26 protein-coding genes and 1 pseudogene are annotated in these 25661 nt (G+C 65.8%); 13 read left to right on the forward strand and 14 right to left on the reverse strand.

Annotated features, from left to right (window positions below; genetic code table 11):
* The 9 genes and pseudogenes from GVL12_RS11275 to dmpG form a co-directional block, all read left to right on the forward strand.
* Positions 1 to 259: transposase domain-containing protein (locus GVL12_RS11275; protein ID WP_159913905.1), on the forward strand; the 259-nt coding region annotated here is incomplete at its 5' end.
* A 196-nt stretch (positions 260 to 455) separates the two neighbouring features.
* On the forward strand, positions 456 to 686 hold the full coding sequence (locus tag GVL12_RS11280; RefSeq protein ID WP_159913907.1) for a tripartite tricarboxylate transporter substrate-binding protein: 231 nt from the start codon (positions 456 to 458) through the stop codon (positions 684 to 686).
* Positions 687 to 775: 89 nt separating this feature from the next.
* The gene (locus GVL12_RS11285; RefSeq protein WP_200843685.1) at positions 776 to 1753 is read left to right on the forward strand and encodes a 4-hydroxythreonine-4-phosphate dehydrogenase PdxA; all 978 of its coding nucleotides are present in this window, start codon (positions 776 to 778) and stop codon (positions 1751 to 1753) included.
* A gap of 12 nt (positions 1754 to 1765) precedes the next feature.
* Positions 1766 to 2650: an NAD(P)-dependent oxidoreductase gene (locus tag GVL12_RS11290; protein ID WP_159913911.1), complete on the forward strand. Its 885-nt coding sequence runs from the start codon at positions 1766 to 1768 to the stop codon at positions 2648 to 2650.
* Positions 2651 to 2722: 72 nt separating this feature from the next.
* Entirely contained in the window at positions 2723 to 4453 is a 1731-nt protein-coding gene (locus GVL12_RS11295) for an IlvD/Edd family dehydratase (RefSeq protein ID WP_159913913.1), read from the forward strand.
* 62 nt (positions 4454 to 4515) lie between these two features.
* A complete protein-coding gene (locus GVL12_RS11300) occupies positions 4516 to 5526 on the forward strand; it encodes a tripartite tricarboxylate transporter substrate binding protein (RefSeq protein ID WP_159913915.1) in 1011 nt (336 codons plus the stop codon).
* A gap of 7 nt (positions 5527 to 5533) precedes the next feature.
* Positions 5534 to 6502, forward strand: coding sequence for an amidohydrolase (locus GVL12_RS11305; protein ID WP_159913917.1), 969 nt, complete (start codon positions 5534 to 5536; stop codon positions 6500 to 6502).
* A gap of 20 nt (positions 6503 to 6522) precedes the next feature.
* Entirely contained in the window at positions 6523 to 7485 is a 963-nt protein-coding gene (locus GVL12_RS11310) for an acetaldehyde dehydrogenase (acetylating) (protein ID WP_159913919.1), read from the forward strand.
* Positions 7486 to 7496: 11 nt separating this feature from the next.
* Positions 7497 to 8509: pseudogene (dmpG, locus tag GVL12_RS11315) on the forward strand (4-hydroxy-2-oxovalerate aldolase).
* A gap of 68 nt (positions 8510 to 8577) precedes the next feature.
* On the opposite strand, the gene GVL12_RS11320 reads toward dmpG, so the two are convergent.
* Together GVL12_RS11320 and GVL12_RS11325 are read right to left on the reverse strand one after the other, a co-directional pair.
* Positions 8578 to 9507 (reverse strand): aldo/keto reductase, encoded by a 930-nt coding sequence (locus GVL12_RS11320; RefSeq protein ID WP_159913921.1) that lies wholly within the window; start codon positions 9505 to 9507, stop codon positions 8578 to 8580.
* Complete coding sequence (locus tag GVL12_RS11325; RefSeq protein WP_200843686.1) at positions 9504 to 10844, reverse strand: NTP/NDP exchange transporter; 1341 nt, start codon at positions 10842 to 10844, stop codon at positions 9504 to 9506. The genes GVL12_RS11320 and GVL12_RS11325 overlap by 4 nt, the downstream gene beginning before the upstream one ends.
* A 302-nt stretch (positions 10845 to 11146) precedes the next feature.
* Between GVL12_RS11325 and GVL12_RS26890 the strand changes: the two genes are divergently transcribed.
* Positions 11147 to 11692 (forward strand): glycine zipper 2TM domain-containing protein, encoded by a 546-nt coding sequence (locus tag GVL12_RS26890; protein WP_159913923.1) that lies wholly within the window; start codon positions 11147 to 11149, stop codon positions 11690 to 11692.
* Between the two features lie 43 nt (positions 11693 to 11735).
* Here the strand turns inward: GVL12_RS26890 and GVL12_RS11335 are convergent, their stop codons facing one another.
* The 7 genes from GVL12_RS11335 to GVL12_RS11365 all read right to left on the reverse strand — a co-directional run bounded on the left by GVL12_RS11335 (position 11736) and on the right by GVL12_RS11365 (position 18399).
* Positions 11736 to 12263, reverse strand: a complete 528-nt coding sequence (locus GVL12_RS11335; RefSeq protein WP_159913925.1) for a peptidylprolyl isomerase — start codon at positions 12261 to 12263, stop codon at positions 11736 to 11738.
* Between the two features lie 121 nt (positions 12264 to 12384).
* A complete protein-coding gene (locus GVL12_RS11340) occupies positions 12385 to 13836 on the reverse strand; it encodes an aldehyde dehydrogenase (RefSeq protein WP_159913927.1) in 1452 nt (483 codons plus the stop codon).
* A gap of 21 nt (positions 13837 to 13857) precedes the next feature.
* Positions 13858 to 14571, reverse strand: coding sequence for an ABC transporter ATP-binding protein (locus tag GVL12_RS11345; protein WP_159913929.1), 714 nt, complete (start codon positions 14569 to 14571; stop codon positions 13858 to 13860).
* Positions 14564 to 15313: an ABC transporter ATP-binding protein gene (locus GVL12_RS11350; protein ID WP_159913931.1), complete on the reverse strand. Its 750-nt coding sequence runs from the start codon at positions 15311 to 15313 to the stop codon at positions 14564 to 14566. The genes GVL12_RS11345 and GVL12_RS11350 overlap by 8 nt, the downstream gene beginning before the upstream one ends.
* Positions 15310 to 16239 carry a branched-chain amino acid ABC transporter permease gene (locus GVL12_RS11355; RefSeq protein WP_159913933.1) on the reverse strand — a complete coding sequence of 310 codons (930 nt, stop codon included), beginning with the start codon at positions 16237 to 16239 and terminating at the stop codon, positions 15310 to 15312. The genes GVL12_RS11350 and GVL12_RS11355 overlap by 4 nt, the downstream gene beginning before the upstream one ends.
* Positions 16236 to 17111, reverse strand: a complete 876-nt coding sequence (locus GVL12_RS11360) for a branched-chain amino acid ABC transporter permease (protein ID WP_159913935.1) — start codon at positions 17109 to 17111, stop codon at positions 16236 to 16238. The genes GVL12_RS11355 and GVL12_RS11360 overlap by 4 nt, the downstream gene beginning before the upstream one ends.
* 49 nt (positions 17112 to 17160) lie before the next feature.
* Complete coding sequence (locus tag GVL12_RS11365) at positions 17161 to 18399, reverse strand: amino acid ABC transporter substrate-binding protein (RefSeq protein ID WP_159913937.1); 1239 nt, start codon at positions 18397 to 18399, stop codon at positions 17161 to 17163.
* 216 nt (positions 18400 to 18615) lie between these two features.
* Between GVL12_RS11365 and GVL12_RS11370 the strand changes: the two genes are divergently transcribed.
* From GVL12_RS11370 to GVL12_RS11380, 3 genes are all read left to right on the forward strand, one after another.
* A complete protein-coding gene (locus tag GVL12_RS11370; protein WP_159913939.1) occupies positions 18616 to 19563 on the forward strand; it encodes a helix-turn-helix domain-containing protein in 948 nt (315 codons plus the stop codon).
* 118 nt (positions 19564 to 19681) lie between these two features.
* Positions 19682 to 20803 carry a cupin domain-containing protein gene (locus GVL12_RS11375; protein WP_159913941.1) on the forward strand — a complete coding sequence of 374 codons (1122 nt, stop codon included), beginning with the start codon at positions 19682 to 19684 and terminating at the stop codon, positions 20801 to 20803.
* Between the two features lie 301 nt (positions 20804 to 21104).
* A complete protein-coding gene (locus GVL12_RS11380; RefSeq protein WP_159913943.1) occupies positions 21105 to 21392 on the forward strand; it encodes a hypothetical protein in 288 nt (95 codons plus the stop codon).
* Positions 21393 to 21567: 175 nt separating this feature from the next.
* On the opposite strand, the gene bamC is transcribed toward GVL12_RS11380, so the two are convergent.
* The 5 genes from bamC to GVL12_RS11405 form a co-directional block, all read right to left on the reverse strand.
* A complete protein-coding gene (gene bamC / locus GVL12_RS11385) occupies positions 21568 to 22665 on the reverse strand; it encodes an outer membrane protein assembly factor BamC (protein WP_200843687.1) in 1098 nt (365 codons plus the stop codon).
* A gap of 39 nt (positions 22666 to 22704) precedes the next feature.
* Positions 22705 to 23601, reverse strand: coding sequence for a 4-hydroxy-tetrahydrodipicolinate synthase (gene dapA / locus GVL12_RS11390; protein WP_159913945.1), 897 nt, complete (start codon positions 23599 to 23601; stop codon positions 22705 to 22707).
* 133 nt (positions 23602 to 23734) lie between these two features.
* Positions 23735 to 24259 carry a bifunctional 2-polyprenyl-6-hydroxyphenol methylase/3-demethylubiquinol 3-O-methyltransferase UbiG gene (locus tag GVL12_RS11395; protein ID WP_159913947.1) on the reverse strand — a complete coding sequence of 175 codons (525 nt, stop codon included), beginning with the start codon at positions 24257 to 24259 and terminating at the stop codon, positions 23735 to 23737.
* A complete protein-coding gene (locus GVL12_RS11400; protein ID WP_159913949.1) occupies positions 24259 to 24399 on the reverse strand; it encodes a hypothetical protein in 141 nt (46 codons plus the stop codon). Before GVL12_RS11400 ends, GVL12_RS11395 begins: the two co-directional genes overlap by 1 nt.
* A gap of 3 nt (positions 24400 to 24402) precedes the next feature.
* Complete coding sequence (locus GVL12_RS11405) at positions 24403 to 25596, reverse strand: MFS transporter (protein WP_159913951.1); 1194 nt, start codon at positions 25594 to 25596, stop codon at positions 24403 to 24405.
* Positions 25597 to 25661: the final 65 nt, after the last annotated feature.

Consider the following 25661-nt stretch of genomic DNA (forward strand, 5'->3'; position numbering starts at 1 on the left):
GCTGCCCATAGACAACAATCACGATGAGCAGCAAATGCGAATCTGGGCGACTGGCAGAAAAAATTGGCTCTTCGCCGGTACGCTGCTGGCCGGCCAGCGTGCGGCCGCGATCACGAGCTTGATCCAGACGGCCAAACTCAATGGCCACGATCCCTATGCGTATCTGAAAGACGTGCTCACGCGGCTGCCCACCCACAAGGCACGTGACATTGACCAACTGCTGCCGCACATCTGGTTGCCGCCTACTGCTACCGCATAGCGCCGACTCTGCGCAAGGGCCGGACCGCGTGTGTTTGCTGGCCCCTTACCCTTGAACTCCGAGCTGTGCCGCCGCCTGCGTCGCCGGCCCATCAAATCTATTCCGTAAGTGTTCATGTGTCCGCCTAAGTTGGTGGACACGAGCCTCCTACAGCGTCGGGTCGATATCAACGTGTGTTTGCTGGCCCCTTACCAATGTGTCCACCTGGTATGCGCTGTACACCACCGGAGGCACACCGACGCCAGTGGTGCAGCGCCTGGTCGGTGCCCTCAATCATGTGCTGACGGCCAGCGATTCGGTCGCGCGCATCAAGGGCCTGGGCGGCGAAGTGCAGATTTTGAGCATTGAGCAGTTTTCCAGGTTCAACCAGGAAGAGTTCGAGCGCTACGGCCAGTTGATCCGCAGCGCCAACGTCAAGGCAGAGTAAGTACCCAAGGAACCGTCCACATGCAAGCTACCCCCCTTCCCACTCTCGCACTCCTAATGGGCGACTCCGCTGGTATCGGCCCGGAGATGATGGCTCGCCTACTGGCCCTTCCCGCCAACCGTACCGCCGCTAACCTGCTGCTGATCGGTGATGCCTGTGTCTGGAAAGACGGCCAGGCCATTGCCGGTGTGGACGTTCCCACCCACACCATCACCGAACTGGCCGACTATGTTGCGCGCCCCGGCGACGTCACGCTGCTGGACCTGGACACGCTGGGAGGCAAGCTGCCTGTACGCGGCCAAAGTACCGAGGAAGCCGGCCGCGCCTCGTTCATTGCGATGGAAAAAGCCATTGATGCGGTGAGCGCTGGCGTGGCGCAAGCCATTGTGTTTGCCCCGCTCAACAAGCACTCGCTGCGCATCGGTGGCCTGGACGCCGAAGACGAGCTGCGCCATATGCAGCAGCGTTTCGGGGTAGAAAGTTTCGTCTGCGAATTCAATATTGCAGAATGCCTGTGGACATCGCGCGTGACGTCCCATGTGCCGGTGCGCGAGATAGCCGACCACATCGACCAACAGGGTGTGGAGGACGCCATCGCCATCATCTGGGGCGCCTTGCGCCAGGCCGGCATTGAGTCGCCCCGCGTAGCCGTCTGCGGCCTGAACCCGCATGCGGGCGACGGCGGCTCCATCGGCCGCGAAGAGATCGACATCATTGCTCCCGCCGTGCAAGCCGCCCAGCGTTCCGGCAAGAAGGTGCTGGGCCCGTTCCCGTCAGACACCGTGTTTATCGCCGCCCAGCGTGGCGACTTTGACGCCGTGGTCTGCATGTACCACGACCAGGGCCAGATCGCGATGAAGCTGATGGGCTTTGACAAGGGCGTGACGCTGCACGGCGGCCTGCCGGTGCCCGTGGCCACTTCCGCCAGTGGCAGCGCCTTTGACATAGCCGGCAAGGGGCTGGCCAAGATCCATGGCCTGCAGCGTGCCTTTGACCTGTGCGTGCGCATGGGCGCGGCTGTGCCGAGAAATGCGGCCACCAGCCGCATCGCCGCAGTGACAGCCTGACAGGACCATCCCATGCGCACCGCATTTTTGGGAACAGGACTGATGGGCGCCCACCAAGCGCGCCGCCTGCTGAAGGCCGGCCACACCGTGTGCGCCTGGAACCGCAGTATCGACAAGGCACGGGCCCTGGTGGCCGATGGCGCCACGGTGGCCGCAACGCCCGCCGAAGCCGTGGCCCAGGCCGAGGTGGTGTTTGTGATGCTGGAAAACGGCGATGTGGTCCAGCAGGTGCTGTTCGACAGCGGCGCCGCGCAAGCACTGGCCCGGACGCAACCTGGCGCCGTGGTGGTGGACACCAGCTCCATCAAGCCGGCGCAGGCGCGTCAGCATGCGCTGCAGTTGCATGCCCTGGGTCTGCAGCATGTCGACGCACCGGTATCGGGTGGCGTCAGCGCCGCCGAGGCTGGCAGCTTGGCCATCATGGCCGGGGGTGACGAGGCTGTGTTTGACCGCGTGCAGCCCCTGCTGTCGGCCATGGGCCGCGCCACCCACGTGGGTCCGTCCGGTGCGGGGCAATTGGCCAAGCTGGCCAACCAGATGATCGTGGCGGTGAACATTGCCGCTGTTGCCGAGGCCTTGCAAATGGCCGCAGCAGGTGGCGCGGATCCTGCCAAGGTACGCGACGCCATTCGCGGCGGCTTTGCCGAAAGCCGCGTGCTGGAGCTGCACGGCCAGCGCATGGTCGATGGCGATTTCACCCTCCGTGCCCGCTCCACCATGCAGCTCAAAGACCTGCGCAATGCCCAGGAAGTGGCGCTGGACACCGGTTTTACCGCCCCCACGGTGAACATCGTGACCACCCTGTTCGAAGACCTGGTGGCGCGCGAAGGCGAGATCGACCACAGCGGCCTGTGGCGCCAGATCGCGCACATCAACGCCCCGGCCACGCCCCCCTGAATCACGCCCGACAAAGCGCCCGCCCATTCCTCCCCGGCCCGTCCAAACGGTGCCAGACAAAAGATTTTCACGATGACCACCACACCCAAAAAACTGCGCAGCCGCGCCTGGTTCGAACGCCAGGACAAGATGGGCTTTTATTACCGCTCCTGGCTCAAGAACAGCGGCATTCCGCAAGACCAGTTTGATGGCCGGCCGGTCATCGGCATCTGCAATACCTGGTCGGAGCTCACCCCCTGCAACTCGCACTTTCGCGAGATTGCCGAGCATGTGCGCCGCGGTGTGCTCGATGCCGGCGGCTTTCCGCTGGAGTTCCCGGTGCTGTCGCTGGGCGAGACCATGATGCGCCCCACGGCCATGCTGTACCGCAATCTGGCGTCCATGGATGTGGAAGAAGCCGTGCGCGCCAATCCGCTGGATGGCGTGGTGCTGCTGATGGGCTGCGACAAGACCACGCCCGCGCTCCTGATGGGCGCAGCCAGCGTGGATCTGCCCACCGTGGGTGTGTCGGGCGGCCCCATGCTGCGCGGCTACTACGAAGGCCGCACCGTGGGGTCGGGCACCAACACCATCTCGATGAGCGAGCAATTGCGCGCCGGCACCATCACCATCGAGCAGTTCCATGAAGCCGAAGCCGCCATGAACCGCTCGCACGGCCACTGCATGACCATGGGTACCGCATCCACCATGGCCTGCCTGGTTGAAGCACTGGGCGTGGGCATGCCCGGCAATGCCGCGATTCCTGCGGTGGATGCTCGCCGCAATGTGCTGGCCCGCGACGCCGGCCGGCGCATTGTGGACATGGTGCGCGAAGACGTCACCCTCTCGCAATTGCTGACCCGCAAGGCGTTTGAAAACGCCATTCGCACCACTGCTGCCGTGGGCGGCTCCACCAATGCCGTGGTCCACCTTCTGGCCCTGGCACGCCGCGTGGGCGTGCCGCTGGATCTGGACGATTGGGACAAGCTGGGCCGCGACGTGCATTGCCTGGTCAACCTCATGCCTTCAGGCCAGTACCTGATGGAAGACTTCTTTGAAGCGGGTGGTCTGCCTGCCGTGCTGCAGCAGTTGCACCAGCGCGGCCTGCTGCATGCCGATGCCATGACCGCCAACGGCAAGACCATGGGCGAGAACGTGGCCAATGCCCGCAACTGGCGCCACGAAGTCATCCACCCGATGGACCAACCCTTCAAGAGCGATGCCGGCATTGCTGTGCTCGAAGGCAATCTGGCACCCAACGGCGCCATTATCAAACCCTCTGCGGCATCACCCCATCTGCTGCAGCACACTGGCCGCGCCGTGGTGTTCAACACCATAGAAGACCTGCATGCCCGGATCAATGACGAATCGCTAGACATTGATGAAAACAGCATCATGGTGCTGCAGAACTGCGGCCCCAAGGGCTACCCCGGCATGGCCGAAGTGGGCAATATGCCGCTGCCGCCCAAGCTGCTGCGCCGTGGCATTACCGACCTGATCCGCATCTCTGACGCCCGCATGTCCGGCACGGCCTACGGGACGGTGGTGTTGCATGTCTCGCCAGAAGCCGCCGTGGGCGGCCCACTGGCCCTGGTACGCAGCGGCGATCTGATTCGCCTGGATGTGCCTGCGCGCCAGTTGCAACTGCTGGTGGATGACGCCGAACTGGCCGAGCGACGCGCCGCATGGCAAGCGCCCGAACCGCATGCCAGCCGGGGCTATGTCAAGCTTTACATCGATCATGTGACCCAGGCCCATGAAGGCGCGGACCTGGACTTTTTGGTGGGCTGCAGCGGCTCTCGTGTGCCGCGCGACAACCACTGAGACGACAACGCTGATTCCCCAGAGGCTGCCACAAAAAGCGGCCCATTTCAGGAGACAAAACCATGCGCAATCTTTCTTCACTGCCCTTGTCGCGCCGCCTGCTGCTTCAGGCGGGCGCGGCGCAGTTGGCCACGGCAGGTCTGGCCGGTACCTCGATGGTGCAGGCCCAATCAACCACGCCAGCCTTTCCCACGCGCACTATCGAGCTGGTCGTGCCCTGGCAGGCCGGGGGTGGTGCCGATGTGGTGGCGCGGGCCTTTGGCGTGTCTGCGGCATCGCACCTGCCCCAGCCCATCGTTGTGGTCAACCGCCCGGGAGCCACAGGCCTGTTGGGCATGAAGGATGTGCTGGGCGCCAAGCCCGATGGCTACAAGCTGCTGCTGACCACCAACGAGATCACTTTCGTCAAACACCTGGGCCAGGGCAAGTACAGCCCGGATGATGTGCGCCCGATTGCCCGGCTCAATGCCGATCCGATTGCCATCGTGGCCCGCACCGATTCCGGCTACAAAAACCTGAACGACCTGCTGGCCGCTGCCCGCCAGCCCGGCGCCAACGTCCGTGTGGGCAATGCCGGCCAGGGCTCCACCTTGCACATGGCTGCGCTCGCGCTGTGCCAGCGTGCGGGTGTGGAGTTCAACCATATCCCATTTGCCGGTGGCGCTCCTGCGCTGCAGGCCCTGCTGGGTGGCCACATCGACGCGGTGTCGATCACCACGGCTGAAGCCGCCAACTATGTGACCGCCGGCACCCTGCGCCCCTTGGGCGTGATGGCCGAGCGCCGCCTGAGCAATCTGCCCGAAGTCGCCACGCTGCGCGAAACCGGTATCGACCTCACCGTGAGCCTGTGGCGTGCGTTGGCGGCCCCCAAAGGCACGCCCGATGCGGTCATGGCCGTGCTTCGCACTGCGGCGGCCCAGGCCGCGCGCGAGCCGGTGCTGCTCGATACGCTGAAAAAATTGCAGTTCAGCGCCGACTCGTATGGCGACCACACCGTGATGGCTGCGCAAATGGAGCGTGACAGCGCGCTATTCAAGGAACTGATCGAGCAAGTGCAACTGAAACTGTCCTGACCCTGCCATGCCTGCATTGTTTGGTTTCGCCCGCCCGTTCGTTGACGCGCACCACCATTTCTGGAACCTCGACCGCAACCCCTATCCCTGGCTGCAGGATGAGGTGCTGCCGGCCTTCCGCTATGGCGACTACAGCGCGCTGCGTCGTAACTATCTGCCGGCCGATTACGCTCGAGACACCGCCGGCTTTGCCCCGGCAATGACGGTGCACATGGAAGCGGAATGGTCGCGTGCCAACCCGGTCGATGAAAGCCTGTGGTTGGCCGAAGTGGCGGCCACACATGGCCGGCCCCATGCCATCGTGGCGCATGCCGATCTTGCCGCCAGCGATGCGGCAGAAACGCTGGCGCGCCAGGCCGCCGTGTCGCTGGTGCGAGGCATCCGCCAAAAGCCCACACCCACCGAACGCGGCGGCAGGCGCAGCAGCGCCTTGGCGGGCTCCATGGACAACGACCGCTGGCGTGCGGGCTATGCGCTGCTGGCACCGCACGGCCTGACGTTCGATTTGCAGGTGCCCTGGTGGAACCTGGACCAGGCCGCCGACCTGGCCCGCGACTTTGCAGACACCCTGATCATCTTGAACCACACCGGCCTGCCCAGTGATCGCAGTGCAGAAGGCCTGGCTGGCTGGCGCCGTGCCCTGGAGCAACTGGCGGCGGCACCCAATACCGCTGTCAAGATTTCGGGCCTGGGCCTGGCGGGCCAGCCTTGGCGCGCGCAAGACAACATTGCGCTGATCCGCGACACGCTGGCGATTTTTGGCCACAAGCGCTGCCTGTTTGCCAGCAATTTCCCCGTAGATAGCCTGGTGGCCGACTACGGCACGGTGATGCGAGGCTTTGTAGAGGCCATTGCACCGCTTGGCGATGCCCAGCAACAGGCCGTGCTGCACGACAACGCCGTGCGCATTTACCGATTGAACAGCGCTCCCCCCTATTTGGCAACTGCCAGCGCCCACCAGCGCCAGCCTGCATGACCCGGTTTGAAAGGACTTTTATGACCCGTAAACTCAAAGCCGCCATCATTGGCAGCGGCAACATCGGCACCGACCTGATGATCAAGATCCTGCGCCACGGCCAGCATATCGAGATCGCCGCCATGGTCGGCATCGACCCCGCATCGGATGGCCTGGCGCGCGCAGCCCGCATGGGCGTGGCCACCACCCATGAAGGCGTCGAGGGCCTTGCTGGCCTGCCCCAGTTCGCCGATATCGACTTCGTGTTCGACGCCACCAGCGCCGGCGCCCATGTGAAGAACGATGCTTTCCTGCGCAGCCTCAAGCCCGGCATCCGCATGATCGATCTGACACCGGCTGCCATCGGCCCCTATTGCATTCCGGTGGTCAATGGCAATGCCCATCTGGATGCGCTCAATGTGAACATGGTCACCTGCGGTGGCCAGGCCACCATTCCCATGGTGGCAGCAGTCTCTCGTGTGGCCAAGGTGCACTATGGCGAGATCATTGCCTCGATCTCCAGCAAGAGCGCAGGCCCTGGTACCCGCGCCAACATCGACGAGTTCACCGAAACCACCTCCAAGGCCATCGAGGCAGTGGGGGGCGCCACCAAGGGCAAGGCCATCATCATCATGAACCCGGCCGAGCCGCCGCTGCTCATGCGCGACACGGTCTATACCCTGAGCGAGCTGGCCGATGAAACCGCCATTGCCGACTCGGTGGCGCGCATGGCTGCCGAGGTGCATGCCTATGTGCCCGGCTATCGCCTAAAGCAGAGGGTGCAATTCGACCGTATCGACCAGCCCATCCGCATCCCTGGCGTGGGCGATGCGCTGCGCGGCTTGAAGACCTCGATCTTTCTGGAGGTGGAGGGCGCGGCCCACTACCTGCCTGCTTACGCCGGCAACCTGGACATCATGACCAGCGCAGGCCTTCGCACGGCCGAGCAAATGGCCGCCCGCTTGCTGGCAGCCTCGCTGGCCGAGCAGATCGTTACCGCCTGAGGAGGCACCCGATGAACCCGCACAAGAAAATCTACATCTCCGATGTGACGCTGCGCGACGGCAGCCATGCCATTCGCCACCAGTACAGCGTGGCCCAGGCCCGCCAGATCGCCAAGGCGCTCGATGATGCCAAGGTGGACTCGATTGAAGTGGCCCATGGCGATGGCCTGCAGGGCAGCAGCTTCAACTACGGTTTTGGTGCCCACACCGATCTGGAATGGATCGAGGCGGTAGCCGATGTGGTCCAGCATGCCAAGATCGCCACCTTGCTGCTGCCGGGCATAGGCACCGTGCACGACCTCAAGGCGGCCTACAACGCAGGCGCGCGGCCACCCACTGCACCGAGGCCGATGTCTCCAAGCAGCACATTGAGTACGCGCGCCATCTCGGCATGGAGGCGGTGGGTTTTTTGATGATGAGCCACATGACCACGCCGCAAAAGCTGGCCGAGCAGGCCAAGCTGATGGAAAGCTACGGCGCCACCGTCTGCTACGTGGTTGACTCCGGTGGCGCCCTGGGCATGCAGGATGTGCGCGCCCGTTTCCGGGCCTTCAAAGATATCCTGAAGCCCGAAACCCAGACCGGCATGCATGCCCACCACAACCTGAGCCTGGGTGTCGCCAACTCCATCGTGGCCGTCGAAGAAGGCTGCGACCGGGTGGATGCGAGCCTGGCCGGCATGGGTGCCGGTGCCGGCAATGCGCCGTTGGAGGTATTTATTGCCGCCGCCGAACGACTGGGCTGGGAGCATGGCACCCACCTGTACCAACTGATGGACGCTGCCGACGACATCGTGCGCCCGCTGCAAGACCGGCCGGTGCGGGTGGACCGAGAAACGCTGGCCCTCGGTTATGCCGGTGTCTACAGCTCGTTTCTGCGCCACTCGGAAGTGGCCGCCGCCAAGTACAACCTGAAAGCGGTGGACATCCTGGTGGAGCTAGGCAAACGCCGCATGGTGGGCGGCCAAGAGGACATGATTGTGGATGTGGCCCTGGACTTGATCAAACGCCGCCAGGCCGCTTGATTCCACGCAGCGCCCACAGAACCAGCTGGCGTTTGGCGTGACTGGACTGCCACTGGCAGGCAGGCAAGCTACAGGTTCAGCGAACGCTGGCGCCAGAAGGCCGGATCAGGGATCACGCCCTGGCCGGCCCTGGCGTTGTCGGCCATGTGCTCGGGCCGGCTGGTGCCGGGAATGACACAGGTGACCGCGGGGTGGCTGAGCACGAACTTCAGCAGCACCTGGGCCCAGCTGGTGCACTCGATTTCCCTGGCCCAGGCCGGCAGCGGCCGGTCGCTCAGCCGGCGCAGCAGCCCGCCGCCGCCGAAAGGTTGATTCACCAGCACCGCGACGCCTTTGTCGGCCGCCAGCGGCAGCAGCCGCTCGGCCGCGCCCTGGTCGTCGAAGGCGTAATTGATCTGCAGGAAGTCCAGCGGCTCGCGCCTGAGCACCGCCTCCACCTCGCGGAATGCCGACGTGGTGTAGTGGGTGATGCCGAGGTAGCGCACCCGGCCCTGCGATTTCCAGCCCCGCAAGGTCTGCAGATGCGTCTGCCAATCCACTAGGTTGTGGATCTGCATCAGGTCGAGTTTGTCGGATCCCAGCAGCGCCATGGATTCCTCCATCTGCCGGATGCCCGCATCCCGGCCCGAGGTCCACACCTTGGTGGCCAGGAAGGCCTGGCTGCGCCGGCGCGATTGCGCCAGCAGCTCGCCCGTGGTCCTTTCCGATCGGCCATACATCGGCGAGCTGTCGAGCAGGGTGCCGCCCGCGTCGAACAGTGCTTCGAGCACGCCAGGCAGACGCGCGTATTCCGGCGTGCCGGGCGCATGACCAAAGCCGCGCCAGGTGCCGCAGCCCACCACGGGCAGTGCTTCGCCGGTCGAGGCAATCTTGCGCTGGTGCATAGCCCTGGCCGGGGCTGCGGCCAGGCCCTGGTGCAGGCCCATGGCCAGCGATGCGGCCAGCGTGGCACGCATGAACTGGGCGCGGTTGACTCCGGTGGCTTGCGTTTGGTTCATGATTTCTCCGGGAAAGTTGCTGAAACCTGGGCAGGACGGGTCGCGCCGGTCCTGCGCAATACCTCCTGGCGCCGCGCCAGCCAGACGCACAGTGCGCACCATGCGGCCGAGAGCGGGATGGCCAGCAGGGCAATGCCGCCCAGCCCCACCCCCAGCGCGGACAGCGCCGCCGACAGCCAGCCGCTGACCGCATCTCCGCCGCGGTAGACCAGGGTCTCGATGGCGTTCTTGGACTTGTACTTCTGCTCACGGCTGATCACCGTGAAAAGCACTTCCCTGGCCGGCCGGGCAATGGCGTAGTCCAGCGAGCGTCTGAAGATTTGCACGCCGGCCAGCACGGCCAGCGTGGGTGCCAACGCAAGTGCGCCGAACGCGGCCACCGTCACGAGCGGCAGCATGGCCAGGCACAGCACGAGGCCGAACTTTCGCATCAGCGCGCCGGTGACGCACACTTGCAGCGCCAGCGTCAGCGACGAGACGCAGAAATCGACGAGGGCGAAGTAACGCGTTCTCGATGCGGTGTCGGCAAAGGCATCGGCGACGATTCTTCCTTGTTCGAAGTACAGGAAGGTCGACGCGGCCGTGTGCGCCAGCAGGTAGGCACAGATGCCCAGCAGGTAGGGCGAGCGGGCAATCAATGACAGGCCGGCCCACACCTGCCCGCCCAGCGGCCTTGACTGGGCCAGCGTGACCGCATGGGTGCCGCCATCCTGCGCACCGGCTTGGCGGTGATCCGGGTAGATCCCGCGGAAGCAGCGCAGCGCCAATTCCAGCAGGAGCGCGGCAGCCAGTGCCAGCGCCATGGGGCCGAACACGCTGACTGCGGCGGCGGCCAGCAGTGGGCCCACCACGGTGCCCAAGGTTCCGCCTGCGGCAATGAAGCCAAACAGGCGCCGCCCCTGTTCACTGCTGAAGCGGTCGTCCAGCACGCTCCAGAAGATGCTGACGATGAAGAGGTTGAACACGCTGACCCACACGAAGAAGGTGCGGCCCAGCCAGACGCTTTCCACGTGCATGGCCATCAACGCGCTGAAGCCCAGCAGCGTCAGCGCGAAGAACCGGTAGACGAAGGGCACGAATCGGCGCGGCGCCAGCCGGCTCACCAGGAGGCCGAAAGCCGGCACCAGCAAGAGCATGGTCAGGAACGTTGCGGTGAAAAGCCAGCGCAGTTCTTCCACGCCCCCCACCAGGCCCATCGCATCGCGCAGTGGCCGCAGCAGGTAGTAGCCCGAGAGCAGGCAGGCAAACCAGGAAAAGCCCAGCAGCGTGGCTTTCACTTCGTGCGGCTCGATGCGGACCATGCGACTGAGCAGCCGGTGGGCGCGTGATGTCGTCATGGTGGGCGCAGCCTTCTCATGGGTTGGAGGTGGAGGTTCACAAGCGCGACCATAGACGATTCGACCGCCAGCGGGTGAACGTTCTTTCCGCAGGCCGATACGCGGGCGCAGGTGCTGCGTGCGCTGCGCGGAAACTGAGACGTATCCGAAAGCACTATCTGTGAGGAAGTGTCAAACCTGTCGGCATGGGCTGATGGCCTACCGTTATAGGTAGACAGGCCGGTCAAAATGGGACAGGCCCATGCCGAAGACCGGTGTCCCTCGACCCAGGTCGCATCGGCATGTCGCAACAGGAGATTTCCATGCAAAACATTCAACGTTGGGGCCGCGTAGCGGGTGCGGGCGTCATTGTCGCCGCGCTGACCGCGTGCGCGGCTTACCCCCAGGGCGGCTACAACCAGCCCGGCTATCCCGGCCAGCCCACGGCCAGCTATCCCGCCCCATCCTATCCTGCGGCCGGCTACCCGAACAGCTATCCCGTGCACAACAGCAACCAGGGCTACCAGGTACAGCAAGGCCGCATTGTCAATATCGAGACCATGCGCGTGCAGGACTCCAGCGGCGTGGGCGCCGGTGGCGCGATTGTCGGTGGCGTGCTCGGCGGCCTGGTGGGCCACCAGATCGGCGGCGGCTCGGGCAAGGCGCTGGCAACGGCGGCCGGTGTGGTCGGCGGCGCGCTCGCGGGCAATGCCGTGCAGAGCAATGTGGGCGGCGGCAGTGTGCGCGACATCTACCGCGTGACCGTGGAGACCCGCGACGGCAGCCTGCGCGCGTTCGACTATCCGAACCCGCCGCAGCTGAACGTTGGAGATTACGTGCGCATTGAAAACGACCAGATCTACCGCTGAATCCGGTCAATGAACAAGGGACTCCTCGGAGTCCCTTGTGCGTTCAATGCACAGTGTCGTTGCCCGGTGCCTGGGGGGGCTGGATGCGGAAAAAGCCCGTGCCCGCGCTGCCGCGGCCGATTTCCTCTTCGGTTGCCTCGCGCACGCCTTCGACCTTGAGGTGCAGGCGCAGCGCGATGCCGGCCAGCGGGTGGTTGCCGTCGAGCACAACATGCTCGGGGTAGATGTCGGTGACGGTGTAGAGCGCTTCCTTGGGCGCGTCGGCGTTCGTGCCCGCGGGCAGCGCATGGCCTTCGAAGGTCATGCCTTCCTCGATTTCTGCCGGGAACAGCGTGCGCGGCTCGAGAAAGATCAGCTTCTCGTTGTAGTCGCCAAAAGCGTCTTCGGGTTCGAGGTGCAGATCGAGCTTGGCGCCCACGCCGTGGCCTTGCAGCGCGCGCTCTATGGCCTTGAGCAGGTCATCGCCGCCGACGAGGAAATCCACCGGCTCGTCGAGCACGTCAAGTTCTTCGCCCAGGGTGTCCTTGAGGGTCCAGGTCAGAGCGACCACGCATTGTTCTTTGATGTCCATGGGTTTGCAGCCTTGTGAGTGGGAAAAGGCCGACCGCGTTGCGACCGGCCCGTATGGCGTTGATTTTCCCATGCCTGTCAAGGCCAGCGGGCTGCGCCGGGCTTAGAACGTGAACACGTTCTTAGAAAGGGTATTGGCGCGGTGTGGTCTGCATCGTGATCCAGCGCGTATCGGTGAATGCGTCGATGCCCGCCTGGCCGCCGAAATGGCCATAGCCCGAGCTTTTGACGCCGCCGAACGGCATCTGCGCTTCATCGTGCACCGTCGGGCCGTTGATGTGGCAAATGCCCGATTCGATGCGCGCCGCGACCTGCCAGGCGCGCGCCGTGTCGCGGCCGTAGACGGCGGCCGACAGGCCGAACTCGTTGTCGTTGGCAATGGCAATCGCTTGCTCGACGCCTTGCACGCGCACGATGGCCTTGACCGGGGCGAAAGTCTCCTCGTAGAAGATGTCCATCGCGGACGTCACATGGTCGAGCAGCGTCGCGGGCATCAAGGTGTTGCTCGCCTTGCCGCCGCAAAGCAGCTTCGCACCCTTGGCGAGCGCGTCGTCTATCAGCGCGTTGACGCGTTCGACCGTGGTCTGGTCGACGACCGAGCCCAGTACCACCGGGCCCTGGCGCGGATCGCCCAGCGGCAGCGAAGTGGCGCGCGCGACCAGCTTGCCGATGAACTCGTCGGCCACTTTCTCGTCGACGATGATGCGCTCGGTCGACATGCAGATCTGGCCCGAGTTGGCGAAGGCGCCAAAGGTCGCGCCGGCCACGGCCGCGTCGACATCGGCGTCGTCGAGCACCAGGAACGGCGCCTTGCCGCCGAGCTCGAGAATCGCGGGCTTGAGGTATTTGGCTGCGGTCTGGCCGATGATGCGGCCCACGCGCGTCGAGCCCGTGAAGTTCACGCGGCGCACGGCCGGGTGGGCAATCATGGCTTCCACAACGCTGCCGGCATCGGCCGGCGCGTTGGTCACGAAGTTCACCACGCCCGGCGGCAGGCCGCCTTCCTGCAGCGCCTCGATGATCAGACCGTGGGTTGCGGGGCACAGTTCCGAGCCCTTGAGCACCACGGTGTTGCCGCAGGCCAGCGGCGTGGCGATGGCGCGCACGGCCAGGATGATGGGCGCATTCCAGGGCGCGATGCCCACGACCACGCCCGCGGGCTGGCGCACGGCCAGCGCGACGCTGCCGGGTACGTTCGAGGGAATGACCTGGCCGCTGATCTGGGTGGTCAGCGACGCGGCTTCGAGCAGCATGTCGGCCGCGAGGTGCACGTTGAAGCCGGCCCAGATGCCGGACGATCCGGTTTCCGCGGCCATGGCCCCGGCAAAGGCTTCACCTTTGGATTCAATGGCCGCAGCAGCTTTCATCAACAGGCCTCGGCGCTCGCCCGGGCCCATCGCGGCCCAGGCGGGAAAGGCCTTGGCGGCGGCGTCGATCGCGGCGCGCGCATCGTCGGGCGTCGCGGCCGGCGCGCGCGTGGCCACCTGGCCGTCGAGCGGGTTGCGGCGCTCGAACGTCGCACCGCCCGTGGCGCCCACCTGTTGGCCGCCAATCAGCATTTGTTGTTCAATCATGGAACTTCCTTCACAAAAAAATCAGTGGGCTGCGCCCAGATATGCCTTGCGCACGGCCGGGCTGGCCTGCAGTTCTGCAGCGCTGCCCTGGCCCACGACCAGCCCGGTCTCCAGCAGATAGCCGCGGTCGGCAATCGCCAGGCTCTGGCGCGCGTTCTGCTCGACCAGCAGCACGCCCACGCCGAGCTTGCGGATGCGCGCCAGCGCCGCGAACAGCTCCTTGCACATCAGCGGCGACAGGCCGAGAGACGGCTCGTCCAGCAGCAGGATATCGGGCGCCGACATCAGCGCGCGGCCCACGGCCACCATCTGCTGCTCGCCGCCGCTCATGGTGCGCACGGTCTGCGCCATGCGCTGGGCGAGCTTGGGAAACAGGTCGAGCACGCGGGCCAGGCTTTGCGCTTCGAGCGCGCGTGCGCGCCGCGGCTGGGCGCCCAGCTGCAGGTTCTCGCGCACCGTGAGGTCGCCGAACACGCCGCGGCCCTCGGGCACCAGCGCAAGGCCCGCTTCGACCACCTTGTGGGCCGGCAGCCGCGTGAGCTCCTGGCCCGCGAGCAGCACGCGCGCGCCGTCCTGCGGGCGCACCATCGCGCCTATGGCCTTGAGCAGGGAAGACTTGCCCGCGCCATTCGCGCCCAGCATCACCACCAGTTCGCCCTTGTCGACCTGCAGCGACACGCCGCGCAGCGCCTGGTGCTTGCCGTAGGCCAGGGACAGGTCGTGCACTTCAAGCATGGGCGGCCTCCTCGATGTCGTCGCTGCCCAGATAGGCTTCGATCACGCGCGGGTCGCTGAGCACTTCGCGCGTGGGGCCGTCGGCGATGCGCGCGCCGGTGTTCATCACCACGCAGCGGCTGCACAGCGCGTGCACCGCATCCATCACATGTTCGACCATCAGCACCGTCATTCCTTCATCGCGCAGCGCGGCGATCAGCGCGATGCCCTGCTGCAGTTCCGTGGGGTTGAGCCCGGCGAGCCATTCGTCGAGCAGCAGCAGCCTGGGCGCGAGCGCCAGCGCCCGCGCCAGTTCCAGCCGCTTCTGGTCGATATAGGTCAGCTCGGCTGCGGGCAGCTCGGCCTGGGCGCCCAGGCCCACGCGCTCGAGCAGTTGCTGCGCGGCGCGCTCGGCAGCCCGGCCGTGCAGGCCGCCGGGGCGAAACGCCAGGCCCGCGGCCACGTTGTCGCGGCAGTGCATGCCGCCGAGCACGCGCACCAGCTGAAAGGTGCGGGCCACGCCCAGGCGCGCGATCTGGTGGCTGGCCAGGCCGCTGATGGTGCGGCCGTCGAAGCGCACTTCACCGGCGTTGAGCGGCAAGGCGCCCGAGACCAGGTTCATGGCCGTGGTCTTGCCCGAGCCGTTGGGGCCCAGCAGGCCCACGACTTCACCCGCGTGCACGTCGAACGACAGGTCGTTGACCGCGACCAGACCGCCAAAGCGCTTGCTCAGGCCTTTGAGTTCCAGCAGGGGTGTATTCATTCCCCACCTCCGTTGTTCTTCTTGCGCCGGCGCAGCCAGCCGGAGATGCCGTTGGGCACCGCATAGACGATCACCATGAACACCAGCCCGACGAGGATGGCGAAATGGTTGGGGAAATTCGCCGACAGGAACTCGAACAGCAGCACCAGCGGCACCGCGCCGAGCAGCGGCCCGAACAGCGTGCCCGCGCCGCCGAGCAAGGCCATGATCAGCGTCTGGAAGGAGATCGCGGGCGCGAAGGCAATGGTCGGGTCGAGGTAGGTCCAGCGCGGCGCCATGATCGCCCCGGCCACGGTCATGAACGCGGCGCTGAGCGTGAACAGCAGCACCTTCACGCGCGTGGTGTTGATGCCCACGTGCACGGCCACGGTCTCGTCCTCGCCGATCACGCGCAGCGCTAGGCCCAGGCGGGTGCGCGCGATCCAGGCGCGCAGGCCCAGCACCAGGGCCAGCAGCACCAGCAGTTGCCAGTAGATGTCCTGGGCCGTGATGTCGACGAACACATAGCGGCCCAGGTCCTTGGTGATGTTGACTTCATACCAGGTCACGAGCTGCTTGGTCAGCTCGGCCAGGCCGAAGCTGAAGATCACGAAGTACACGCCCGACAGCCGCAGCGTCGCCAGCCCGACGAGCAGCGCCATCGCCACGCCCACGCCCAGCGCGATCAGCAGCACCGCCGCCCAGGGCAGCGCTTCGCCGAACACCGCCGTGGTGTAGGCACCGACGCCAAAGAACGCCACGGTGGCCAGCGAGACATAGCGCGTCGGGCCCGAGAACAGCGCCCAGGCCGAGGCCAGCACGCTGTACATCAGCACGCTGATCAAGAGCGACAGATAGTAGTCGTTGTGCATCCACCGGGGCACCGTGGCCAGCAGGGCCAGGGTGAGGGCGCCCGCGCCCCATGCCATTGCATCGCGGCGGCTCATCGTGTGCCCTTTCCAAACAGGCCCGTGGGGTGCAGCAGCAAGACGCCGAGGAACAGCGCGTAGTTCACGGCCAGTGTCAGGCCGGGGTCTATGAAGGTGGCGACCAGCGTTTCGGCAAAGCCCAGCATCATTCCCGCGAGCAGGCAGCCCATGAGGTTGCCCACGCCACCCATGATCACCACGATCAGCGCCTTCATCGCGAACATCGTGCCCATGGCCGCGGAGAACGGCAGGAACATGCTGACCAGCACGCCCGAAGCCGCGACCATCGCGCCGCCTATGCCGAACGCCAGCGCCGCGGTGAAGCGCACGTCGATGCCGACCAGCGGCGCAAAGCGCGGTGCGACCGACACGGCGCGCACCACCGTGCCCATGCGGGTGCGCGTCAGCAGCAGGTACAGGCCCAGGCCCAGCGCAACGGCCACGCCCAGCACCAGCAGGCGGTTGGCCGCGACCGTGCTGCCCAGGATCTGCACCGGCGTCGAGAGATAGCTGTAGCTGTGGTAGTTGCCGCCGAAGCCGACCATCATCACGCCCTGCACGACGAACATCAGGCCGAACGTGGCGAGGATGGAGTCGATTTCGAGCGCCGGGCCCGCGCCGGTGCGACGCACCAGCGGAGTCAACAGCAATTGATAGACCAGCCACTGCACGCCAAAGCCCAGCGGCAGTACCAGCAGCAGCATCAGAAGGGGAGACAGGCCCCAGGCGGTCACGCCCAGGTAGGCCAGGAAGGCCGGCGCGATCAGGAACTCGCCATAGGAGAGGTTCATGATGCGCGCGACGCCGTATTGCAGGGTCAGTCCCATGGCGATCAGCCCGTAGAGGCCGCCCAGGGTGCTGCCCGCGAGCAGGATGTCGAGGAGATTCATAGTGTCACGCACCGGCGCAGCACCCGCATGGGCGCTGCGCGGGCTGGCGTCAGTTCTTCCAGGCTGGTTTGGGAATGATGGCCGGTTTGGCACCTGCACGGTTGCTCGGCGCAATGCCGTAGAACTCGCCGTTCTGCCACTGGCCCACGTACCAGAGCTTGGTCAGCATCTGGTTCTCGAGCTTGACCGGGCCGATGATGGTGTCGAAGGTGCCGGTCCTGATTTCCTGCGTGACGGCCGCGCGGTCGATCTTGCCCACGCGCTCTATCGCCTGCTGCAGCACCTGCAGCGTGGTGTACTGGATGGTGCTGGCGAAACGGTCGGGCTCGTGGCCGGCGGATTCCTTGTGGCGCTGGAAGTAGTCCTTGATTGCCGGGGCGTCGAAGTCGACGCCGCCGGGCGCCATGATGCCTTCGGCGGCCGCGCCGAACTTGGCCTTGAACATAGGGAACTGCGTGCCCACGCCGGTGAACATCACTTTGGGGTTCAGGCCGTTGATGCGCGACTGCTCGGTGATCAGCATGGTGTCGGGCGGGTAGGAGTAGGCGATGAACACGTCGGCGTTCTTGCTCTTGACCTCGGTCAGCAGCGGCGTCATGTCCTGCGTGCCTATCGGATAGCTCTTGTCGTAGACCAGCTCGAAGCCGTGCTGCTTGGCCGCCTTGCGCGTGGCGTTGGCGAGTTCCACGCCAAAGCCGTCGGCGATGTTGATCATCGCGATCTTGTTGCCGATCTTGCCTTCCTTCTTCGCGGTTTCGAGGTAGCTCACGAGCGACTCGGCGTAGCCCGCGCCCGTGCCCAGGAAGAAGAACGCATGCTTCCAGCGCTTGGCCAGTTCGGGCGCCTTGTCGGTCACCGCGGTCGCGGCCAGCAGCGGGTATTTGTGCTTTTCGTAGGTCGGGCCCACGGCCAGGTTGCTGCCCGTGCTCCAGGGCGGCAGCACGAAGTCGACCTTGTCCTGGGTCATCAGGCGCTCGGTCGCGCGCACCGCTTCCTCGGTGCTCGAGCGGTCGTCGTACTCGACGACTTCGATGGGCACGCGCTTGCCGTAGGCCTTGAGCATGATGCCGCCGGCGGCATTGATCTCCTTGACCCAGAGCTGGTAGTTGGGCGTCACGGTGGCCGCGGTGCCGCCGGCGTTGTGGCCGGTCTTGGCGATGGCCCAGCCTATGCGCACCGATTTCGGTGCTTCCTGCGCCAGGGCCAGCGGGGCCAGGGTGGCCAAAGTGGTGATCGCGGCGGCGGCACTCACCTGCCGCAGCCAGAAACGCTTGCTCGCTGTCTTCATGCTTGTCTCCTTGGGCGCTCTTTTGCTGAGCGTGCAGGGATGCTAGGGCGTGGCCCCGGGCGCGGCTGTACTGAGCATGCACAAAGTGCTTGACTGTGAATGCACGGGATTCAGGGTTTTCCCGTGGCAGCGCACGATGGCCGGCGCCGCGCGCGCATGCACCGGATAATGGACCGTCATATCAGGCCGCGAGGCCGGGAGCCGGAAAGCGCGCCGATGAACACCGCAAGCACTTTGAGCACCGATGGCCTGTCGGCCCAGGACGCCGTACCCGCGTGGCAGGACTGGATGTCCACGCTGTTTTCGGGCCTGGGCACCGACCTCTATGGCGATACGGTGTTCGAAGGCCACCTGCAGCGCTCGCAGGCGGGCGCGGTGGTCATGACCCGGCTCGAGGCCGCGCGCCACCGCGTGATCCGCAGCGTCCAGGGGCGGCGCTCGCACGACCCCGACTATGTGAAGATCGTCGCGCCCTGGCAGGGGCTTGCGGCCGTGAGCCAGCAGGGCCGCGAAGCCAGCGCGCGCAGCGGCAACTGGGTGATCTACGACACCAGCCAGGCCTATGAAGTCGCCAACCCCGAGTGGTCCGAGCACCTGATCGTGATGCTGCCGCGCCGCAGTCTGGTGCAGCGCGGCATCCGGCTCGAAGGCCTGATGGGGCGCAACGTAGGCGGTGCCTCGGGCATTGCGCGTGTCGCGCTCGAGGCCATGCGCAGCACCTACCAGGAACTGCCGACCATGGCGCCTGCGGTCGCCGAGCGCGCGGGCGAGCTGCTGATCGACCTGGTGCATCTGTCGCTGCAGGAGCTTTCGGGCCGCGGCACGGTCCTGACCCAGCAGGAGGCGTTCAAGGACCGCATACGCGCCCATGTCGCGGCCCATGTGCGCGACCCGCGCCTGACCATCGACGACATCGCCCAGGCCATGCATTGCAGCAAGCGCCACCTCTACAACGCGTTTGCCGACGAACCCCTGACGCTTGCCACCTGGATACAGCAGCTGCGCCTGGAGCTGTGCATGCGCGAGCTGCGCGACGCGCGCGCCGCGGCGCGCACCATCACCGACATCGCTTTCGGCTGCGGCTTCAGCAACAGCGCACATTTCAGCCGCGCGTTCAAGGCGTATACGGGCATGGCGCCCAGCGAGTTTCGGGCTTTGCGCTGAGCCAGGGCATTCTGTGCTCAAGCCCTGGGCACGATCCCTTTGAGGACAAGCAAACAGCCCCGGCGGCATACATAGGACAATGCAGCCTGTTTCTTAGATCGCGACCCCGTTGACCACCATGGATATTGACCAACCCCTCGCCCTGCTCGGCGGAATGACCGCTTCCCAGTTCATGCGCCGCCACTGGCACAAGAAGCCGCTGCTGGTGCGCCAGGCCGTGCCCGCGCTGGTCGCGCCCGTGGGGCGGGATGCGCTGTTCGCGCTGGCCGGTCAGGACGGTGTCGAGTCGCGGCTGATCCGCCAGCAGAAGAAGGGCTGGACCATGGACCACGGCCCCTTCTCCAGCAAGGACCTGCCGGCGCTGAGCCAGAAGGCCTGGTCGCTGCTGGTGCAGGGCGTGGACCTGCACGACGCGGGCGTGCACGCGCTGCTGCAGCAGTTCCGCTTCGTGCCCGAGGCCCGGCTCGATGACCTGATGATCAGCTACGCCAGCGACGGCGGCGGCGTGGGCCCGCACTTCGACAGCTACGACGTGTTCCTGCTGCAGGCGCACGGCAAGCGCCGCTGGCGCATAGGCCGGCAAAAGGACCTGACGCTGCAGGAAGGCGTTCCGCTGAAGATTCTTGCCGATTTCGAGCCCGAGCAGGAGTTCGTGCTCGAGGCCGGCGACATGCTCTACCTGCCGCCGCGCTACGCCCACGACGGCGTGGCCGAAGGCGAGTGCATGACCTATTCGATAGGCTTTCGGGCGCCGGCGCGCGAGGAGCTCGCGCGCGAGCTGCTGCTGCGCATGTCGGACGAACCCGACGAACCCGAAGCGCCGGTGCTGTACCGCGACCCCAGGCAGGAGGCGGTGACACACCCGGGTGAAATTCCCGCGGCCATGGCGGAGTTCGCGCGCAAGGCGCTCGAGCGTGCGCTGGCCGAACCGCTGGCGCTGGAGCGCGCGCTGGGCGAGTACCTGACCGACCCCAAGCCGAATGTCTGGTTCGAGGCCGGCGAGGAGGGCGTGATGCTGGAAAGCCTGGTGCTCGACCGCCGCACGCGCATGATGTACGACGCGCGCCATGTGTTCATCAACGGCGAAAGCTATCTGGCCGCAGGCCGCGACGCCAAGCTGATGCGCCTGCTTGCCGACCAGCGCGCGCTGTCGGCGCGCGATCTGGCCAAGGCCAGCGACGATGCGCTTGAACTGCTGGCTTCGTGGCACGAGGCCGGCTGGGTACGTGCTGCTGAATGATAAGGCGTAGGGCCCAGCACGGTTTTTTGTCGTGTCGGCCCGATTCCTGTCAGCGCAATCCGGGGCTCGCGCGTTAAGCAGGCAGGCCTGTACTGCAACCAGCGGGTAAACCCGTAAAAAAGTTTGTGGTCAATTGTAGAAGTGGCGTCAGGAATCGTCAGGATTCGTGAAATCTCCCTATAATTGCCCGCTGTGTCGCAGTAATTTTCTTGCGACTCTGCCGGAACGTTCCATGGCTGCAAGAGGCTGGCCGTTAATTGGCATATCGAATTCTCACTGCTCCTCAATTAGGAAAACTGACATGAAGAACTCTCTCGTTCTGGCTACCGTGATCGCTGCTGCTGCCCTCGTCGCTTGCGGCAAGAAGGAAGAAGTTGCTCCCGTGGCCGCACCCGCCGTGGAAGCTCCTGCAGAACCCGTGGAAGTCGCTCCTGCTGCTCCCGTTGACGCCGCTCCTGCGGATGCCGCTCCTGTTGACGCGGCCCCCGCTGCAGACGCTGCCGCTGACGCCGCTGCAGAAGCCGCCAAGGCTGCTGAAGATGCCGCCAAGGCTGCTGCCGACGCTGCTGCTGGCGAAGCTGCCAAGTAATCACGCGCCGCAGGGGGCCGGTTCGCCGCTCCCCTGCCTGGCATGAAAGCCCCGGTCTTGCGATCGGGGCTTTTTTTATTGCCGCCGGGCCGGTGCCGTGCCTGGAAAATGAAAAAGCCACCGCATGCGGTGGCTTTGGCTTGCCAGGCCCTCGCGGGCCTGTCGGATCCTGGTCTTACTTCAGGTCGTCGGTCAGCACGCGCACGATGCGCTGGGCGTTGGCCGAAGTTTCCGGCGCGCCGGCGGTCGTCAGCACCGACACCGTCGAGCGTTCGCCTTCGGCGCGCACCTGGATCTGGTACTTGACCGGGGCCGAGGCTTCGCCGCCCTGGCTGAAGATGCGGCCGAAGAAGCCCTTGGCCTTCTGTTCTTCGGGAGAGACATAGCGCACGTAATAGATGCCGCGGCTGCGGTCGCGGTCCTCGACCGTGAAGCCGGTGCGGTCCAGCGCCAGGCCGACCCGGCGCCAGGCGCGGTCGAAGCCTTCGTCGAGCAGCACCACGGGAGCGTTGTCGACGGTGTCCATGCGGGCGCTGGGCGCGGCAGGCGCGGCCTGCACCGAAGCGGTCGCGGCCTGGGATTGCTCCTGGCTCAGGCCCAGCTTGACCATCAGGCGGCGCATGAACTCGGTTTCGAGTTCCATGTCGGCCGCGCGTGGTTGCCAGACGGTCGCGTCCTTTTCCCGGCTGGAATAGACCTCCTGCATGCCGCGGTGGGTGATGTAGATCTCGGTGCCGCCGTCGGGCTTGCGCTCCAGGCGCGTGCGGAACTTGTCGCGCTCGCCCGTGGAGTACAGCGAGTCGAACACCTTGCCCAGGGCCGAGCGGATCACGTCCTGCGGCAGCTTGGCGCGGTTTTCGGCCCAGTCGGTTTCCATGATGCCGATCTTGGCATCGTCCTGTACCAGCACGAAACCGTTTTCGAGCCAGAAATCGCGCACCGGGTCCCAGAGCTTGTCGGCGGGGCGCTGGATCACGAGCCAGCGCTCATTGCCCACGCGCTCGATGCGTACATCGCCCACGGCGTTGACCACGGTCTGCGCGCCGCTCGGCGCCTGCGTGGCCTGGCCGGCTTGCAGTGCATTGGCCGAGACCACGCCTCCGGGCACGTTGTAGCGCGTGTCGCGCGTCAGCTGGCTCAGGTCGGGGGGAACTTCGAGCGTCGGCGCCTTGACGGCGCTTTTGTAATCGATCTTTTCCGAATTGAAAGTGGAGCAGGCAGAAAGCGCCATGGCAAGGCCCAGCAGGCCCAGACGTGCAGTAGTTGGTTTCACGCGAAAAATCCTCGGTGCTCTGGTAAGGGGGACGCAGGCTCAGAGCAGCTCTGCGGAGCGCAGCGCGCCCTCGACCACGTCCACATATTGGGGGCTCAGGTCCGTCATCGGCAGGCGCATGGTGGCGCCGCACAGTCCCATGCGGGCAACGGCCCATTTCACGGGAATCGGATTGGCTTCGACGAACAGTTGCTTGTGCACCGGCATCAGCTGGCGCTGGATCTGCATCGCGCGCTGCGCGTCGCCGGCCAGCGCTGCCTTGCACAGTTCGCTCATCAGGCGCGGCGCCACGTTGGCCGTCACGCTGATGTTGCCGTGGCCGCCGCACAGCATCAGGGCCACGGCGGTCGGGTCATCGCCCGAGTACACGCCAAAGCCCGCGGGCACGTCGCGGATCAGCCATTGGGCGCGCTCGATGTTGCCCGTGGCTTCCTTGATGCCGATGATGCCGGGAACCTGCGCCAGACGCAGCACGGTTTCATGCAGCATGTCGGCGACGGACCGGCCCGGCACGTTGTAGAGAACCGTCGGCAGGTCGCCCACGGCTTCGGCAATGGCCTTGAAGTGCTGGTACTGGCCCTCTTGCGTGGGCTTGTTGTAGTAGGGCACGACCTGCAGCTGGCTGTCGGCGCCGACGGTCCTGGCGAATTTCGCCAGCTCGATCGCTTCGCGCGTCGAGTTGGCGCCGCAGCCGGCCATGATGGGCACGCGCTTGGCGGCCTGTTCGACGGCCACGCGAATGATCTCGCAGTGCTCTTCCACATTGACGGTGGGGGATTCACCTGTGGTGCCCACCACGCCAATGCAGTCGGTGCCTTCGGCGATATGCCAGTCGATCAGTTTGCGCAGGCTCGGGTAGTCGACACTACCGTCTTCGTGCATGGGGGTGACGAGGGCAACAATGCTGCCAGTGAGGGCGACGGTGGAAGAGGTCATGTCCGCAGTTGAAAACGGGAAAGAGACATTCTAACGAGTGTGCGCAACCCACAGGGTGCTCGCAGGCGTGCGAAGGGAATGGGGACTGTTTCCGGACGAAAAAAGTGCAGCCATTGGCGTCCTGATCAGTGTCCTAAAGCGCCGCCAGCGTGTCGGTGCCGGGCAGCGGCCGCAGGGCCGCGATGCGCTGCACGCAGCGCGCGGGGCCATCGAGAAAGCCGTCTTCGTAGGCAACCACGCGCAGTTCGTTGCCGCAGGCGCGCAGCAGTTCGCCGGGCTGCAGCAGGAAGCCGGCGCGCGAGGGCTTGCCAAAGCGCGCGTTGCCCTCGGCAAAAGTCTCATACAGCAGCACGCCGCCCGGCGCGACGCTGGCCACGATCGTGGGCAGCAGCGCGCGCCAGAGGTAATTGGTGACCACCACGGCCGCGAACTGCGCGCCCGGCAGCGGCCAGGCGGCTTGCTCGATATCGGCGCACAGCCGCTGCGCCGAGGCCGGCAGCGCCGCGAGCGCCTGCTCCGAGCGGTCTATGCCAAGGCAAGGGTGGCCGCGCTGCGCAAACCAGTGCACATGGCGCCCCTGGCCGCAGGCCACGTCCAGCACCGTGCCGCCCGCGGGCACCAGATGGCTGAAGCGCTGTATCCAGGGCGAGGCCGTCATCAGAAGCACGCCCACATTTGATCGGCCATCATCCGCATGAATTCAGGGTTGGTGTAAAGCCCGAACACGGCCAGCAACACCAGCGCCATCAGTGCGCCGCCGACAACGCGCAGGCCGAGGGGAAGGGGTTTGTCTGCCATGGCTCAGGCCGCTGCCGCCGCGGGCCGCTGCAGCGCGGCTTCGCGCACCGGCAGATTGATCAGCGCGGCGAAGATGCCCAGCGCGATCGACAGATACCAGACGATGTCATAGCTGCCGCTGCGGTCATAGAGATAGCCGCCCAGCCAGACGCCCAGGAAGCTGCCGACCTGGTGGCTGAAGAACACGAAGCCGCCGAGCATGGACAGGTGGTGGATGCCGAAGATCTGCGCCACGGTGGCATTGGTGAGCGGCACCGTCGACAGCCACAGAAAGCCCATGGCCGCCGAGAACGCATAGACCGACGTGGGCGACAGGGGCACCAGCAGGAACGCCACCGTGACCACCGAGCGCGCGAGGTAGATGCCCGCGAGCAGGTAGCGCTTGGGAAAGTGCTGGCCCAGGTTGCCGGCCAGATAGGTGCCGAAGATGTTGAACAGCCCGACCAGCGCCAGCGAATAGCTGGCCACATGCGGAGCGAGGCCGTAGTCCTTGAGGTAGCTGGGCATGTGCACGCCGATGAACATGACCTGGAAGCCGCAGACGAAGTAGCCCGCGGTCAGCAGCAGGAAGCTCGGTGTGCGGAAGGCTTCGGCCATGGCCTGGCCCACGGTCTGCTCGCGCTGCGGCCGCGGGCTGCTGGAAGAAAAGCCGGGCTCGCGCAGGCCGAACGCCAGCGGCACGATCATCAGCACCAGCATGGCCAGCACGATCAGCGCATTCGACCAGCCGATCTGGGCAATCAGTGCGCCTTCTACCGGCACCATGAAGAACTGGCCGAACGACCCGGTGGCCGCGATCACGCCCATGGCCCAGGAGCGGCGCGCGGCCGGTATCTGCCGGCCCAGCACGCCGAACACCACGGCATAGGTGGTGCCGGCCTGGGCCGCGCCTATCAGCAGGCCGGCCGTGAGCGCAAACCAGGTGGGCGTGGTCGACAGCGCCATGCCGGTCAGCCCCAGGGCATACATTGCGGCGCCGGCCAGCAGCACGCGGAACGCGCCGAAGCGGTCGGCGACCATGCCGACGAAAATCCCCATGACGCCCCAGGCAATGTTCTGGATGGCAATGGCCATGGCGAAGGATTCGCGGGTCCAGCCCATTTCCTGGGTGATGGGCTGCAGCCACAGGCCGAAGCCGTGGCGAATCCCCATGGACAAGGTGACGACTGCGCCCCCGCACAGCAGCACCTGCATCATGGACAGTGGTGTTGGTAATGTTTTTTGCATGATGATGCGACTGTAGCCAAATTGGCCACGCACCG

Source organism: Pantoea sp. 18069 (assembly GCF_902706035.1).
In the GTDB taxonomy this organism is placed as follows: domain Bacteria; phylum Pseudomonadota; class Gammaproteobacteria; order Burkholderiales; family Burkholderiaceae_C; genus Comamonas.

What these genes read in the sequence shown, in the direction of transcription:
- GVL12_RS11285 (WP_200843685.1), top strand. Translation starts at nt 776, where the DNA reads ATGGCTCGCCTACTGGCCCTTCCCGCCAACCGTACCGCCGCTAACCTG.
- GVL12_RS11290 (WP_159913911.1), top strand. Translation starts at nt 1,766, where the DNA reads ATGCGCACCGCATTTTTGGGAACAGGACTGATGGGCGCCCACCAAGCG.
- GVL12_RS11295 (WP_159913913.1), top strand. Translation starts at nt 2,723, where the DNA reads ATGACCACCACACCCAAAAAACTGCGCAGCCGCGCCTGGTTCGAACGC.
- GVL12_RS11300 (WP_159913915.1), top strand. Translation starts at nt 4,516, where the DNA reads ATGCGCAATCTTTCTTCACTGCCCTTGTCGCGCCGCCTGCTGCTTCAG.
- GVL12_RS11305 (WP_159913917.1), top strand. Translation starts at nt 5,534, where the DNA reads ATGCCTGCATTGTTTGGTTTCGCCCGCCCGTTCGTTGACGCGCACCAC.
- GVL12_RS11310 (WP_159913919.1), top strand. Translation starts at nt 6,523, where the DNA reads ATGACCCGTAAACTCAAAGCCGCCATCATTGGCAGCGGCAACATCGGC.
- GVL12_RS11320 (WP_159913921.1), bottom strand. Translation starts at nt 9,507, where the DNA reads ATGAACCAAACGCAAGCCACCGGAGTCAACCGCGCCCAGTTCATGCGT.
- GVL12_RS11325 (WP_200843686.1), bottom strand. Translation starts at nt 10,844, where the DNA reads ATGACGACATCACGCGCCCACCGGCTGCTCAGTCGCATGGTCCGCATC.
- GVL12_RS26890 (WP_159913923.1), top strand. Translation starts at nt 11,147, where the DNA reads ATGCAAAACATTCAACGTTGGGGCCGCGTAGCGGGTGCGGGCGTCATT.
- GVL12_RS11335 (WP_159913925.1), bottom strand. Translation starts at nt 12,263, where the DNA reads ATGGACATCAAAGAACAATGCGTGGTCGCTCTGACCTGGACCCTCAAG.
- GVL12_RS11340 (WP_159913927.1), bottom strand. Translation starts at nt 13,836, where the DNA reads ATGATTGAACAACAAATGCTGATTGGCGGCCAACAGGTGGGCGCCACG.
- GVL12_RS11345 (WP_159913929.1), bottom strand. Translation starts at nt 14,571, where the DNA reads ATGCTTGAAGTGCACGACCTGTCCCTGGCCTACGGCAAGCACCAGGCG.
- GVL12_RS11350 (WP_159913931.1), bottom strand. Translation starts at nt 15,313, where the DNA reads ATGAATACACCCCTGCTGGAACTCAAAGGCCTGAGCAAGCGCTTTGGC.
- GVL12_RS11355 (WP_159913933.1), bottom strand. Translation starts at nt 16,239, where the DNA reads ATGAGCCGCCGCGATGCAATGGCATGGGGCGCGGGCGCCCTCACCCTG.
- GVL12_RS11360 (WP_159913935.1), bottom strand. Translation starts at nt 17,111, where the DNA reads ATGAATCTCCTCGACATCCTGCTCGCGGGCAGCACCCTGGGCGGCCTC.
- GVL12_RS11365 (WP_159913937.1), bottom strand. Translation starts at nt 18,399, where the DNA reads ATGAAGACAGCGAGCAAGCGTTTCTGGCTGCGGCAGGTGAGTGCCGCC.
- GVL12_RS11370 (WP_159913939.1), top strand. Translation starts at nt 18,616, where the DNA reads ATGAACACCGCAAGCACTTTGAGCACCGATGGCCTGTCGGCCCAGGAC.
- GVL12_RS11375 (WP_159913941.1), top strand. Translation starts at nt 19,682, where the DNA reads ATGGATATTGACCAACCCCTCGCCCTGCTCGGCGGAATGACCGCTTCC.
- GVL12_RS11380 (WP_159913943.1), top strand. Translation starts at nt 21,105, where the DNA reads ATGAAGAACTCTCTCGTTCTGGCTACCGTGATCGCTGCTGCTGCCCTC.
- dapA (WP_159913945.1), bottom strand. Translation starts at nt 23,601, where the DNA reads ATGACCTCTTCCACCGTCGCCCTCACTGGCAGCATTGTTGCCCTCGTC.
- GVL12_RS11395 (WP_159913947.1), bottom strand. Translation starts at nt 24,259, where the DNA reads ATGACGGCCTCGCCCTGGATACAGCGCTTCAGCCATCTGGTGCCCGCG.
- GVL12_RS11400 (WP_159913949.1), bottom strand. Translation starts at nt 24,399, where the DNA reads ATGGCAGACAAACCCCTTCCCCTCGGCCTGCGCGTTGTCGGCGGCGCA.
- GVL12_RS11405 (WP_159913951.1), bottom strand. Translation starts at nt 25,596, where the DNA reads ATGATGCAGGTGCTGCTGTGCGGGGGCGCAGTCGTCACCTTGTCCATG.